Raw genomic sequence first — 14,057 nt, 5'->3', positions numbered from 1 at the left:
AGCTCCAACTGTCGGGTCAAACTCTCCAATTGGCGGATAAGAGTCTCCAACTGTCGCATAGCAATTTTTCTAGAAAAATAAAAAACCAGCCTCATTAAGAAGCTGGTTTAAAAACCATTTATGTAGCCGCATTTGCCGTATTCATATAAGAAAGTTTTAAACCACCACTCCTCAAAGTGGGTGTTCGCAGAAACCCTCCTGCTTGTCCTCCATGTCTTATAGACAGAGGCATGTCATTTCGGTTTCAATAATAAAACTCCCTTTTACAGCTTAAAGGTTAAAACTTTATTATCATTACGAACAACGCAGCTTGTATTTATATACTACTGCAAAGTAACGATTTTTTCAATGTAAAAAAAGCCCAATTACTTTATAATTTGCAATTCTTTAGGGAATTTTGTAAGGATTTTCACTCCGTCTGCTGTAACAAATACATCGTCCTCAATTCGAACTCCAGCGACCTCAGGTACATAAATTCCAGGTTCAATGGTGTAAACCATACCTTCCTCAATGATTAACTGATTGGTTTCTGTCATTGAAGGATACTCATGGACGCTAATTCCTAAACCATGTCCAAGGCGATGAGGGAAATATTCGCCATAACCAGCATCAGCGATGACTCTGCGTGCAGCTAAATCGACATCGGCTGCTGTTACACCTGGTTTACTTGCCTCAAGCGCAGCCAATTGTGCTTTTAAAACCGTATCGTAAATTTCTTTTTGCTTATCATTAATATCTCCATAGGCAACGGTTCGTGTAATATCTGAGCAATAGCGGTCAACGACGACACCTAAATCGAATAAGACTAGGTCACCTTTTTGAATCTTTGTTCCACCAGGTGTACCGTGTGGGGAAGCGGCATTGGCACCGGTTAGAACCATGGTCGCAAACGACATTTCAGTGATACCTTTTTGCTTTAATGCATATTCGACTGCATTTAGCACATCTAATTCAGTTTTACCCTCTTTGATTTCGCTTACACCAAATTCAACAGCAAAATCTGCAAGTGCACAAGCTTCTTCAATTATTTTTAATTCTCTTGCATCCTTGATCATTCGAAGGTTTCTCATTTTTTCTTCAGCAGAAACGAACGCAGCATCAGGGAATAGGTTCAAAAGCTGTTCGTAGCGTTCCACATTCATATGTTCTTTTTCAATCGCTGATTTTGAAACGGATGGCAAGCGTTTGCTAATGGCGTTTTTGACTAATTCCCATGGGTTAACGATATCACTGAAGCCAATGATTTCATGCTCCCAGCCGGAACGCTTGGCGTCATGTACTTCCATGCCTGGACAAACAAGGAATGGCTCCGCCTCCTGGAAAACAGCCAGCGCAAGCAAGCGCTCATGTGGATTGGTAAAGTAACCGCTTAAATAAAAGACATTTTCTGAAGAAGTAAGAAAGCTTACTTCAATATCATTTTCCTTCATCCATGCTTGAAGTTTTTCTAATCGTTGATTCATATATAATCCCCCTAAAAAGTAAATTCCCTCTTTGAGAGTATCAATTTAAAAAGGAATTGTAAACAAACTGTACTTTGAGGTTTGTGCTAAAATTCGCCCTTTTGGGAAAAGAATAGTTTGTGAGGAAGGAAATTCAATTTTTCATATGGAAGTAATAATACAAACCATTTTGAGAGGAGTTATTACGATGAAAATATCTTATCATGGACATGCAGTTGTGCAAATTCAAACAAACGGAAAAACGATTTTAATTGACCCTTTTCTTACAGGTAATTCTTTAACGGACCTCAGAGCAGAGGATGTAAATCCTGACGTCATAATCTTAACCCATGGGCATAATGATCATGTCGGGGACACGGTTGAGATCGCGAAGAGAACTGGGGCACTTGTGATTGCCAACGCGGATTTAGGTGCTTTCCTAGGCATGCAAGGTGTAAAAATCCATGAAATGCATATTGGCGGCGCCTATCAATTTGATTTTGGACGAGTTAAACTTACACAAGCGTTCCATGGGTCAGGTTATATCACAGCAAACAATGAAATTATTTATTGTGGGATGCCGACTGGTATTTTGTTCAGCAATGAAGGAAAGACGATTTATCATGCCGGCGATACAGGCCTTTTTTCCGATATGAAGCTCATTGGCGAACGTCATCCAATTGATGTGGCCTTCCTGCCAATCGGAGATAACTTTACAATGGGGCCAGATGATGCTGCCTATGCAGCAAAGCTGTTAAATGCCAAAACAATCGTGCCAATCCATTTTAATACTTTCCCACCTATAAAACAGGATCCATATCAATTTATTGAAATGCTTGAGGATCGCAACGGGAAAGTTCTTCAGGCAGGAGAAGTAATAGAAATATAAGATTCCTGGGTTTTTATCTACTTTTTTTCCTCTCATAAGCATAAATATGAAACAAGCAGTGTGAAAGGGAGGAAAGGAAATTGAAGAAGAATAGATATTTGTTATGCCTCTTGCTATGCGGTTTTATGCTTTACTATGCTGTCCCTAAGTTATCGGTGACAGCAAGCGGTGCCCAGGGTGTGTTTTCGCTTGTATGGCTTTTATTTGCTTTAATGGTGATTGCCGGAAATTTAACTGGTATCCTTTATAGTCCTAAAAGGCAAGTGCAAAAACGCCAGCCGGAGCGTTTAAAGAAGAAATCCCGTTCATTCCATTGATGGCGGACCCTTATTTGTAACAATACGCATTGTATCAAGGCTTTTAACTCTTTATAATGAGATGTAGGAATTCATTTATAAAGGGTGAAGGTATGGCTACAAAGCATGAACAAATATTGCAATACATTGATGAACTTCCAATAGGTGAAAAGATATCCGTGAGGCAAATTGCCAAGGCAATGAGCGTTAGTGAAGGGACAGCCTATCGCGCAATCAAGGAAGCTGAAAATAAAGGATATGTCAGCACGATTGAACGTGTTGGCACCATTCGGATTGAACGGAAGAAAAAGGAAAATATTGAAAAGCTGACTTTTGCAGAGGTTGTCAATATTGTGGATGGACAAGTTCTGGGCGGTAGAACGGGTTTGCATAAAACCTTGAATAAATTTGTCATTGGTGCCATGAAATTAGAAGCAATGATGCGCTATACAGAAGCGGGAAACCTGTTAATTGTCGGGAACCGCACACAGGCACATGAGCTTGCATTAAAAGAAGGCGCAGCTGTGCTTATCACCGGAGGGTTTGATGCGGAGGAACATGTAAAAAAATTAGCCGATAAAATGGAGCTCCCGGTTATTTCCACTTCCTACGACACCTTTACGGTCGCAACCATGATTAATCGTGCCATTTATGACCAATTAATCAAAAAAGAAATTATTTTGGTGGAGGATATTTTAACACCCCTTTCTGAAACCTATTTTCTAAGAACAGCAGACAAGGTATCAAAATGGCATGAATTGAATCAACAAACCACTCACAGCCGTTACCCTGTTGTGGATCAAAATATGAAAGTTCAGGGAATTGTAACCTCTAAGGATATACTGGGTCAGGATTACGATATCACTATAGACAAGATTATGACTAAAAATCCGATGGCCGTCAGCGGTAAAACAAGTGTTGCTTCCACAGCCCATATGATGGTTTGGGAAGGGATCGAAGTTCTTCCTGTAACAGATGATGCGAATCGTTTAGAGGGTATCATCAGCAGGCAGGATGTGTTAAAGGCGCTGCAAATGAATCAGCGTCAGCCGCAAGTAGGGGAAACCCTGGATGATATCGTTACAAATCAAATGGTTTTGCAGCAAGGGAAGACGAAAGGGGAAGAGGTCTATTCCTGTGATGTTACCCCGCAAATGACAAACCATCTTGGTACGATTTCCTACGGTGTGTTTACGACCATTGTTTCAGATGCCGCAAATCGGGTTTTACGAAGCTATAAAAAAGGTGATCTCGTCGTTGAAAATATGACGATTTACTTTATTAAGCCGGTACAAATGGAGAGTAAATTGGAGATTTATCCTAAAGTGCTTGAGGTTGGTAGAAAATTCGGTAAAGTTGATGTCGAGGTTTTTAACGATGGTATTTTAGTTGGAAAAGCAATGATGATGTGTCAATTGATAGATCGGAATTAATATTTACAGAGGAAAAGCCGCTTCCAAAATGGAATGCGGCTTTTCTATCATTGGCCTTTCTCATACATTTCGGCTTCCTCTATTGCAAATGGTAGGTAGTGTTTATATTTTTTATAGCCGGACCAAGTATTCATGCCACCCATGATCATAAAGATAACGGCCACAATCCAAGTTAGCGTACTTTGGGATAAAAAAACAATGTTTATGCCAAAAAAGAAGACAAACAGGCTTAGAGCTATCGTTGATTTTGCAGAAAGCCATTTCTTTTCAACAGTTCGGTTGCTTCTAAAGTACTTTGTTTTATAAAATAAATATAGTGCAAATAATAGGACAATTAAAACGACAAAAACGGACATTTTATGTTCCTCCACTTTTCAAAAATCTCTTATTATTGTAACTGGAATGAAGGCAAAATGCCAGATTTGGTTCAAAAACATTGATTGGTAAAGGAGAAATTATGAAAGAGAAAATTTTGGAAGCAATTCAAGCTTATGAAAAGATCATCGTTCACCGCCATGTCCGCCCCGATCCTGACGCCTACGGATCACAATGTGGCTTAGCAGAGATTTTAAAGGAATCCTACCCTGATAAAAAAATCTATGCTGTAGGTAAAGAAGAACCATCACTTAATTATATGCGCCGTCTCGATACGATTGGAGATGATATTTTTAAAGGTGCATTAGTGATTGTATGTGATACGGCAAATGCAGAACGGATTTGTGATAAACGCTATTCGTTAGGGGACAAGCTTATCAAAATTGACCACCATCCAAACGAGGATCCATATGGCGATTTGCTTTGGGTGGATACAAGTGCCAGCTCATGCAGTGAAATGATTTATGAATTTTATTTATTTGGGAAAGAATTCGGTTTGAAAATGAGCGATGAAGCAGCAAGACTTTTGTTTGGAGGGATTGTCGGGGATACCGGAAGATTTCTTTATCCAAGCACAACCGATAAGACCTTTGCTTATGCTGGGGAATTGATTCATTATAACTTTTCACGTCCAGAATTATTTAACAAAATGTATGAGCTTGACCCTAATATTATTAAGCTAAATGGGTACATTTTACAAAACTTTGAGTTCCAAGCTAATGGTGTTGCTTCTGTCATTTTGTCTAAGGAGCTTTTAGCAGAATATGACGCCAAACCGTCTGAGGCTTCGTTGCTTGTCTCAATATTAGGCGATGTAAAAGGGATCAAAGCTTGGGTCTTTTTTATCGAGGAGGAGGATCAGATTAGGGTAAGGCTGCGCTCTAAGGGACCGGTCATCAATGGAGTGGCGAAAATGTTTAAAGGCGGCGGCCATCCCCTTGCAGCAGGTGCCTCCATTCATTCATGGGACGAAGTTGCACTGGTCTTAAGTGAACTTGATAAAGTGTGTAAAAACTAAACAGTAAAAACAAAAACGGCCATTACTGCATGAAGGCCGTTTTTTCATCTTCAAAATGTATTTCCAATTGAATGGACAAAGTCGTATAAATGACCATTTCCTCTACCTTAAGCTTGTATCGTTTATCATTAATCACTACCGGTTTATTTTCAATGATTTTCTTAATTAGTTCCTTACTTCGATACACTGTATCAATATCTTTCGCAAGCATCATACTAATGTCGTCCTTTACAGAATCTTCAGTCTCCATAACACTTAAAGAATCGAGCTTGTATCTCTCCCAGTTTGTAATTTTAATATTAATTTGCTGGGTGGTCAGCTTCTCCATATTCTCCTTATTCATTTGCTTATATTCTTCCTGCCAGATTCTTTTCTCTCCCTGTAAGTCAACAATTTCTTTTTGCTGCTTGCGAATCGTTTTTGATTGTTCTTCTTGCCAAACTCCAAAAATATATAAAAAAATGACCCAGCTAATTGCTCCGCCAATGGCCATTCCGGCAAGAAAACGCTGCCAGGATGGCCTTCGGTATAAGGGAGGAATTCTCATGATGAAATATGCTCCTGTGTAAGCCAATTAATCAATAGCGCTCCAGTCTGGGCTCCGCCGAGGGCGGAAAGAATTAATAAAATTTGTTTGAATACGTCTTTCGTTTCGGCATTGAATAACCCTTTTTCAAAGCTATAAACAGCATCGAAGGTACCGCCAATTGCAGCAACAATGGCCCATATTCTTAGGGCAGAAGACAATCGGTATACGGCAGTTAATGGGGGTTGTCCGGTTAAAAATGAGGCAAGGCCTCCAATCAAGGACCCGCCGAGTAAAACTCCTAATGCGATAAAATAGGACTCAATAAAAGCAGGGAAAAATCCGATTTCTTTCATCTGTTCAACCGCCCTCGTTCAAGATCAATAGATTCCTACAACAAATATATGGACCAAGCCTGCAGATTATGTGTTAAGAAAATGAGAACATATTTTCTTTTTTTGCTGAAAGTTCTATAATAAAAGCAGAGAATAAAATGAAAGGGGTGACATAAATGGCTTTTATTCACCTGCAGGTCACGAGTGCCTATAGTCTCTTGTCCAGTACAGCCTCTGTTCCTGATTTAATCGAAAAAGCACAAAGGCAGGGCTTTACAGCACTTGCTTTAACAGACCGAAATGTCATGTACGGAACCATTGAATTTTATAAGCTATGTAAAAAGAATCATATAAACCCCATTCTTGGGCTGACGGTAGATGTAGAGAGCAGCACTTCTGAAGGTGCAGCCTATCCGCTCGTGCTGCTTGCTGAAAATGACAAAGGATTTAGTAACCTGTTAAAAATCTCTAGTGCCGTCCAGACCAAAGCACAAAATGGTCTTCCCGTAAAATGGCTAAAACACTATTCAACCGGACTTATCGCCTTCACGCCAGGGCTTGAAGGAGAAATAGAACAATGCCTTTTGGAGGGGAAGGAAGATCAAGCCAAAACATTGATTGAAATGTTTTCAGGCATTTTTGGTACCGAAAATTTCTATTTATCCATTCAAAATCATCAACTTGAAGAAGAAGCCGCAATAAAAAACCATTTCTTGACCATTGCAAAAGAAATGAATGTTCCTCTCATTGTGACCAATCATGTCCATTATTTAGAAAAAGATGATACCTTTGCCCATGAATGTTTGCTTGCCATCAAAGCAGGGATAAAGCTTCAGGATGAAGAACGTGAAAAATTGGGCAGTGATCAGTTTTATTTTAAATCCACGGAAGAAATGATCGAGCTCTTTTCAGATATTCCCGAAGCACTAGAGAACACTGTATTGATCGCCGATAGGTGCAAGGTGGATATTGAGTTGAACAAAACGTATTTACCTGCATTTCCGACTGAAAACGGCATTCCTGCGGAGCAATATTTAGAATCACTATGTAAAAAGGGACTGACTGAACGTTTTTCTATGCCGGGCCCAGAATATTATGAACGGTTAGCCTATGAATTAGCGGTTATTAAAGGGATGGACTTTAGCAATTATTTTTTAATTGTATGGGATTTTATGAGGTATGCCCGTGAGAATGGAATTTTGACGGGACCGGGAAGGGGTTCTGCTGCCGGATCCCTTGTTGCCTACGTACTGTACATAACGGATGTGGATCCGATTGAGCATAATCTATTATTTGAGCGCTTTTTAAATCCAGAGCGAATATCAATGCCTGATATTGATATCGACTTTCCGGACCATCGGCGCGATGAGGTTATTGAATATGTTGCAAAGAAATATGGGGAATTGCATGTCGCTCAAATCGTTACTTTTGGTACTCTTGCTGCAAAAGCATCAATCCGGGATACAGGCAGGGCATTTGGATTAAATACAAAAGAGCTGGACCATTTATCCAGGCTAATTCCCTCCCGTTTAGCTGTTAGCCTAAAAGATGCTTATAAAGAATCAGAAGGGTTAAGGAAGTTTGTAAACGAAAGTACTTTGAATCGCCGTCTGTTTGAAACAGCATTAAAGCTTGAAGGCCTGCCGCGGCACACATCCACTCACGCAGCCGGAGTGGTTATAAGCGAGAAGCCGCTGATCGATTTGATTCCGATACAGCAAGGGTCTAATCAAGTCTTTTTAACCCAATATTCAATGGAATACTTGGAAGAAATCGGATTATTGAAAATGGATTTTCTTGGGTTAAGAAATTTATCGCTCATCGATTCAATTCTTACATCGATCAAAAGAAAAACAGGAAGAAAGATTGATATAAAGACAATTCCATTAGATGATCCTAAGACGTTTGAACTATTATCGAAAGGAGAAACAACAGGAATCTTTCAACTAGAGTCGGAAGGAATAAGAAAGGTTCTCATTAGGTTAAAACCAAGCCGTTTTGAGGATATTGTTGCGGTTAATGCTTTATACCGCCCTGGTCCAATGGAGAATATCCCTGTCTTTATTGATCGGAAACACGGCCTTGAGCCCGTTAGCTTTCCCCATCCAGATTTACAGCCAATTCTTGAAAATACTTACGGTGTCATTGTGTATCAGGAACAAATCATCCAAATTGCTTCTACACTGGCAGGATTTTCTTTGGGAGAAGCTGATCTATTGCGCAGGGCAGTGGGGAAAAAGCAAAAAGATGTCTTAGATCGTGAGAGAGCCCACTTTGTTCAAGGAGCTATTCAGAAAGGGTATCCCGTTTCACTGGCAAATGACATTTATGATTTGATTGTTCGCTTTGCCAATTATGGATTTAACCGGAGTCATGCCGTTGCCTACAGTTTGATTGCCTATCAATTAGCCTATTTAAAAGCCTGTTACCCTACCTACTTTATGGCGGGATTATTAACATCTGCTATCGGAAATGAGTCCAAAATTGCTCAATATATTATGGAAACGAAACAAAAGGAGATTAACATTCTTCCTCCTTCAGTGAATCAAAGCAGCTATTCATTTAAGGTGGAACAGGCTGGAATACGCTATAGCCTGGCGGCGATCAAAGGGGTGGGTGCGGCGGCCTTAAAGGATATTTTCCGCGCAAGAAAAATAAAAAGATTTGATGATTTATTTGATTTTTGCATTCGTGTATCCGCTAAAGCTATTAATCGCAAAACCCTTGAAGTTCTTGTCCATTCGGGCAGCTTCGATGAATTTGGCGAGGACCGTGCTGTATTACTGGCTAGCTTAGATGTGGCCCTGGAGCACGCGCTATTAATGAAACCGGATGAGTCCAATCAAGCGGAATTATTTTCTGATGAGGAATTTTCACTTAAGCCCAAATATGTGGAGGTTGACCCAATAAGACCTGAGGATAAACTCTCTCTTGAGAAAGAAGCTCTTGGATTTTATCTTTCAGATCATCCTTTATCGACGTATGAAAAAGAAATAAAACAAAATGGAGCTCAAAGTTTATTTGAGTTAAGGGAAGTTACCAAAAAAGCAGTTGCCGGGGTATATATTATCTCCGTAAAAAAGATTAGAACGAAAAAAGGAGATTCCATGTCCTTTTTAAAAGTGAGTGATGCGAGCGGCGAAATGGAAGCAGTGGCATTCCCGGAAACCTATAAAAAGTATTCCTCATTATTAGCGGAAGGAAAATTGGTCGTAATGGAAGGAAAAGTGGAGGAAAGGGAGGGCCATCCTCAGTTTATTGTTCAACGTGTATTCGAAATCGATCATTGGCTTCAAGAAAAGACCACCAAAAAAGCAGTATTATATTTAAAGATCATACCTGAAAAACAAGAAGAACAATCGCTGAAACAATTATTTCATTTGTTTAAAGAAAATAAAGGTGAAACGGGAGTTGTTCTGCATTATCCCGATACCCGTAAAACAGTTAAACTGTCTGACGCAAATAATATTAACCCCACTCCTCAATTCTTAAATTTAGTTCAACAGCTTTTAGGATCGTCAAATGTTGTTCTTAAAGAATAATCTTTACAACTATCATAGATATGTTATAGTGAAAAAGAGACAAGTGTGGTCTGACCACTAATTTGCCTAAATTTTAAGAAATTATATATCTTTTTGTAAAAATTTAAGGGGTGAAGAGTTTTGACATTACGTGAAGAAGCACTACATATGCATCGAATTAATAAGGGGAAATTGGAATCAAAGTCAAAAGTTATAGTTCGAAATGCTAAGGATCTAAGTTTAGCTTATTCACCAGGTGTTGCAGAGCCTTGTAAAGAAATTTACGAAAAACCTGAAACCGTTTACGACTACACGATGAAAAGTAATATGGTAGCTGTCGTTTCGGATGGTACAGCTGTTTTGGGGCTTGGAAATATCGGTCCGGAAGCCGCTCTTCCAGTAATGGAAGGGAAAGCAGTATTATTTAAAAGCTTCGCAGGCGTAGATGCTTTTCCAATTTGCCTAAACACAACAGATGTGGATAAGATTGTTGAAACCGTTAAATTGTTGGAGCCGACCTTTGGTGGTGTAAATCTTGAGGATATTGCCGCTCCCAATTGTTTTGTGATCGAAGAAAGACTAAAAAAGGAAGCAAGTATTCCGATCTTCCATGACGACCAGCATGGTACAGCGATTGTAACAGCTGCCGGTCTTGTTAATGCTCTTAAACTGATTGGAAAGAAAATGACTGAGATCAAGGTCGTGGCAAATGGCGCAGGTGCCGCAGGAATTGCTATTATTAAATTATTATATAATTATGGTGTTAGAGATATTATTATGTGTGATACAAAAGGGGCCATTTATGAAGGCCGGCCGGTTGGAATGAATGCCGTTAAGACGGAAGTTGCAAAATACACTAACCGGGATAATCTGTCTGGCAGCCTGGAGGATGTAATTAAAGGTGCTGATGTCTTTATCGGTGTTTCAGTAGCCGGTGCCTTAACAAAGGAAATGGTTGCCTCCATGAATGAAGATGCTATCATTTTTGCGATGGCAAATCCAGACCCTGAAATTATGCCTGATGATGCAAAAGCGGCTGGTGCAAGGGTTGTTGGAACAGGGCGTTCTGATTTTCCAAATCAGGTTAACAATGTTTTGGCATTCCCTGGAATTTTCCGCGGTGCACTCGATGTAAGAGCAACACACATCAATGAAAAAATGAAGGTAGCAGCAGTGGAAGCTATCGCCAGCTTAATTTCTGAATCCGAATTGGATGCAGATTATGTTATTCCAGGACCATTTGATCCACGCGTTGCTCCGGCAGTAGCTGCTGCGGTGGCAAAAGCAGCAATGGAAACCGGGGTTGCACGCTTAAAAGTAGATCCCGAAGAAATAAAGGAAAAGACAAAGAGGCTCGCTATTATTGGTAAAAGTGAGTGATCTTTAAGTGACAAATACGAAGGTATATTTAGAAATAGTTAGACAGTTAAGAGAAATGATTACTGCTGACGATCTGAAATCTGGTGATAAACTACCTTCTGAACGGGAATTGTCGGAGCGCCTGAATGTTGGGCGCTCTTCCGTTAGGGAGGCCCTTAGAGCATTGGAGCTGCTTGGACTTATCGAAACGAGACGCGGGGAAGGTACCTATATTAGAGACTTCCGTGGCCACCAGCTTGTCCAGCTTTTAAGCACATTTATTTTGCAGGATGAAAAAGCCAAACTAGACGTATTTGAAACGAAGAACCTTATCGAAATGGACTGTCTCCGCCTGGCAATTCAAAGATGCAGAAGCGAAAATCTTCAGGATTTGCTAGAATGGCTTAAATCAGATAGACTAAATGATGATGAGTTTTTTTATCGGATTATTGAAATGGCGGATAATCATTTGTTTTTAAGAATGTGGTTAATTTTAAAGGATTATTACTATTCCCTTAATTTGGAGAAAATGGAGTGCGAGAGAGAACACTACATTTTATTGCATGAAGCTTTAGTAGAAAAAGATGAACAAAAAGCACTTTCTGCATATCGGCATCTACGAAATTTGTCTTTGCATTCTGACAAAAAACAACAGATTTTGTAGTCTTTTTTTCTTATACTAGCATTTATACAAGCATTCAAGCCCAAAATGAATGGGCATTTTTTTGCTGTCTGACCAGTTTTGAAAAATGCGATGGTATGAAGTATAAGTAGAATAGAAAGACTTCTGATAGGAGATTAAAGGAACTTGCCAGCTGGCTTAGTATTACCAACGAGGGAGGTTTAATTTTGCTTAAAGAGCTTTTTTCAAAAAACAATGTTAAGAAGAAAAAATACGCAACGATACCTTCAGAAACAGTAAAAAATGATGTGCCGGAAGGAATCATGAGTAAGTGTCCATCCTGCAAAAAAATCATGTATACAAAGGAATTAGTTAAAAACCTTAAAGTTTGTTTACACTGTGGATATCACTTTCAGATGAATGCAAGAGAACGAATTGAAAGTTTCCTTGACGAGGGAAGCTTTGTTGAAATTAATGAAAACATGATTTCAGTCAATCCGCTTCAATTCCCTGATTACCTGGAAAAGCTTGAAAAAGACCGGGAAAAAAGTAAATTGAATGAGGCGGTTGTAACAGGTACTGGAACAGTGAACGGATACAAGATTGCAGTAGCAATTATGGATTCAACATTCCGGATGGGCAGTATGGGTTCTGTAGTGGGGGAGAAAATCACCCAAGCAATCGAAAAAGCGGATGAATTGAAACTTCCATTTATCATTTTTACAGCCTCCGGAGGAGCGAGGATGCAGGAAGGTGCACTTAGCTTAATGCAAATGGCGAAAACAAGCGTTGCTCTAAAAAGGTTTAGTGACCATGGCGGTTTAATCATTTCCATCATGACTCACCCAACAACAGGCGGTGTCTCGGCAAGCTTTGCGTCATTAGGTGATTATAATTTTGCGGAACCAGAAGCATTAATTGGCTTTGCAGGCCGCAGAGTTATTGAACAATCCATTAGAGAAGAATTACCTGAAGATTTCCAAACAGCTGAGTTCCTCTTAAAACACGGCCAACTCGATGCGATATTACCACGTCTTGAACTTATCGATAAAATGACCAAGATATTGGAAATTCATCAACCAGGGGGTGAACTTGAATGATAGGAGAATTGGAATTTGAACGCCCGGTAGTGGAATTAAGAAAGAAAATTAGTGAATTACAAGAATTCACGAAATCGTCCGATGTGGATTTAAGTACGGAAATAGAAAAATTGGAAGCTCGCTTGGTAAAACTTGAAAATGACATTTATGAAAATATAAAACCGTGGGATCGAGTGCAAATAGCCAGGCATCCGAGCAGACCAACAACGCTTGATTATATCTCCTACATTTTTGATGACTTTTTTGAATGCCATGGTGACCGAACCTTTTCAGATGATGAAGCAATAGTTGGCGGGATTGCCAAATTCAGGGGATTGCCGGTTACCGTAATCGGCCATCAGCGTGGAAAAGATACGAAAGAAAACATTCGAAGAAATTTTGGTATGCCCCATCCTGAAGGATATCGAAAGGCTCTTCGATTAATGAAGCAAGCAGATAAATTCAAACGGCCAATCATTTGTTTTATTGATACGAAAGGCGCATATCCAGGGAAAGCTGCCGAGGAGCGGGGGCAAAGTGAAGCGATTGCCCATAATCTTTTTGAGATGGCCGGCCTAAGCGTTCCTGTCGTCTGTGTTGTCATTGGCGAAGGAGGCAGCGGCGGTGCCCTTGGACTAGGTGTTGGCAATCGAATTTATATGCTTGAAAACTCGACTTACTCAGTTATATCACCTGAAGGGGCAGCAGCGATTTTATGGAAAGATGCGTCCTTGGCTAAACGGGCTGCGGAAACCATGAGAATTACTGCACCCGATTTAAAAGAGCTTGGAGTTATTGATGGAATTATTCCCGAGATCAAGGGTGGAGCTCATAAGGATGTTAAAAATCAGGCTGAGGAAATTGCAAACCAGCTTAAATCGTCTTTACAAGAGCTATTAAAGCTTTCTGAGACTGAATTGGTTGAAGACAGGTATAATCGATTTCGAATGATCGGGGATTTTTCCTTCGAAAAAGAATATATTGGGGCAAAATAAAACGTACTCTTTTGGGTGCGTTTTATTTTTTGTGAAAATTCCTCTGCCACAAAATTTTCATACAAAATTCCGGTAATGGACAATGACAGCGGTTCCATTTTAAAATGAAACGCTTTCAGTTATCGGATTATTTCGTCTATTTCAAATACCTCTATGAATCAGTTGTT

General features: G+C 39.8%; 13 protein-coding genes and 1 other RNA gene. 9 read left to right on the top strand and 5 right to left on the bottom strand.

The window, feature by feature from the left end; genetic code table 11:
- Positions 1 to 119: 119 nt before the first annotated feature.
- A non-coding RNA gene (gene ssrS, locus ACZ5XR_RS21610) (6S RNA) lies at positions 120 to 315 on the bottom strand.
- A 50-nt stretch (positions 316 to 365) separates the two neighbouring features.
- Positions 366 to 1,463, bottom strand: a complete 1,098-nt coding sequence (locus ACZ5XR_RS21605; RefSeq protein WP_464498530.1) for a M24 family metallopeptidase — start codon at positions 1,461 to 1,463, stop codon at positions 366 to 368.
- A gap of 187 nt (positions 1,464 to 1,650) precedes the next feature.
- Between ACZ5XR_RS21605 and ACZ5XR_RS21600 the strand changes: the two genes are divergently transcribed.
- The 3 genes from ACZ5XR_RS21600 (at position 1,651) to ACZ5XR_RS21590 (ending at position 4,060) form a co-directional block, all read left to right on the top strand.
- Positions 1,651 to 2,331, top strand: a complete 681-nt coding sequence (locus ACZ5XR_RS21600; protein ID WP_464498529.1) for a metal-dependent hydrolase — start codon at positions 1,651 to 1,653, stop codon at positions 2,329 to 2,331.
- A gap of 80 nt (positions 2,332 to 2,411) precedes the next feature.
- Positions 2,412 to 2,648, top strand: a complete 237-nt coding sequence (locus ACZ5XR_RS21595; RefSeq protein WP_464498528.1) for a hypothetical protein — start codon at positions 2,412 to 2,414, stop codon at positions 2,646 to 2,648.
- A 92-nt stretch (positions 2,649 to 2,740) separates the two neighbouring features.
- Complete coding sequence (locus ACZ5XR_RS21590; protein WP_464498527.1) at positions 2,741 to 4,060, top strand: DRTGG domain-containing protein; 1,320 nt, start codon at positions 2,741 to 2,743, stop codon at positions 4,058 to 4,060.
- A 47-nt stretch (positions 4,061 to 4,107) separates the two neighbouring features.
- Here the strand turns inward: ACZ5XR_RS21590 and ACZ5XR_RS21585 are convergent, their stop codons facing one another.
- Positions 4,108 to 4,416: a YtpI family protein gene (locus ACZ5XR_RS21585; RefSeq protein ID WP_464498526.1), complete on the bottom strand. Its 309-nt coding sequence runs from the start codon at positions 4,414 to 4,416 to the stop codon at positions 4,108 to 4,110.
- Positions 4,417 to 4,517: 101 nt separating this feature from the next.
- On the opposite strand from ACZ5XR_RS21585, the gene ACZ5XR_RS21580 reads away from it, so the two are divergent.
- A complete protein-coding gene (locus ACZ5XR_RS21580) occupies positions 4,518 to 5,453 on the top strand; it encodes a DHH family phosphoesterase (protein ID WP_464498525.1) in 936 nt (311 codons plus the stop codon).
- A 22-nt stretch (positions 5,454 to 5,475) separates the two neighbouring features.
- On the opposite strand, the gene ytrI is transcribed toward ACZ5XR_RS21580, so the two are convergent.
- Positions 5,476 to 6,000 (bottom strand): sporulation membrane protein YtrI, encoded by a 525-nt coding sequence (gene ytrI / locus ACZ5XR_RS21575; RefSeq protein ID WP_464498524.1) that lies wholly within the window; start codon positions 5,998 to 6,000, stop codon positions 5,476 to 5,478.
- Complete coding sequence (gene ytrH, locus ACZ5XR_RS21570) at positions 5,997 to 6,335, bottom strand: sporulation membrane protein YtrH (RefSeq protein ID WP_464498523.1); 339 nt, start codon at positions 6,333 to 6,335, stop codon at positions 5,997 to 5,999. Before ytrH ends, ytrI begins: the two co-directional genes overlap by 4 nt.
- A 155-nt stretch (positions 6,336 to 6,490) precedes the next feature.
- On the opposite strand from ytrH, the gene dnaE reads away from it, so the two are divergent.
- From dnaE to accA, 5 genes are all read left to right on the top strand, one after another.
- Entirely contained in the window at positions 6,491 to 9,856 is a 3,366-nt protein-coding gene (gene dnaE / locus ACZ5XR_RS21565) for a DNA polymerase III subunit alpha (RefSeq protein ID WP_464498522.1), read from the top strand.
- Between the two features lie 120 nt (positions 9,857 to 9,976).
- Positions 9,977 to 11,215: an NADP-dependent malic enzyme gene (ystJ, locus tag ACZ5XR_RS21560; protein WP_464498521.1), complete on the top strand. Its 1,239-nt coding sequence runs from the start codon at positions 9,977 to 9,979 to the stop codon at positions 11,213 to 11,215.
- 55 nt (positions 11,216 to 11,270) lie between these two features.
- Complete coding sequence (locus ACZ5XR_RS21555; protein ID WP_464502399.1) at positions 11,271 to 11,858, top strand: FadR/GntR family transcriptional regulator; 588 nt, start codon at positions 11,271 to 11,273, stop codon at positions 11,856 to 11,858.
- Positions 11,859 to 12,043: 185 nt separating this feature from the next.
- Positions 12,044 to 12,916 carry an acetyl-CoA carboxylase, carboxyltransferase subunit beta gene (gene accD, locus ACZ5XR_RS21550; RefSeq protein ID WP_464498520.1) on the top strand — a complete coding sequence of 291 codons (873 nt, stop codon included), beginning with the start codon at positions 12,044 to 12,046 and terminating at the stop codon, positions 12,914 to 12,916.
- Entirely contained in the window at positions 12,913 to 13,890 is a 978-nt protein-coding gene (accA, locus tag ACZ5XR_RS21545) for an acetyl-CoA carboxylase carboxyl transferase subunit alpha (protein WP_464498519.1), read from the top strand. Before accD ends, accA begins: the two co-directional genes overlap by 4 nt.
- The last annotated feature ends 167 nt before the right edge of the window (positions 13,891 to 14,057 follow it).

The organism is Neobacillus sp. Fa239, from assembly GCF_055395235.1.
Note: the sequence above shows the minus strand (reverse complement) of the source record. Positions and strands in the feature narration are given on the sequence as shown.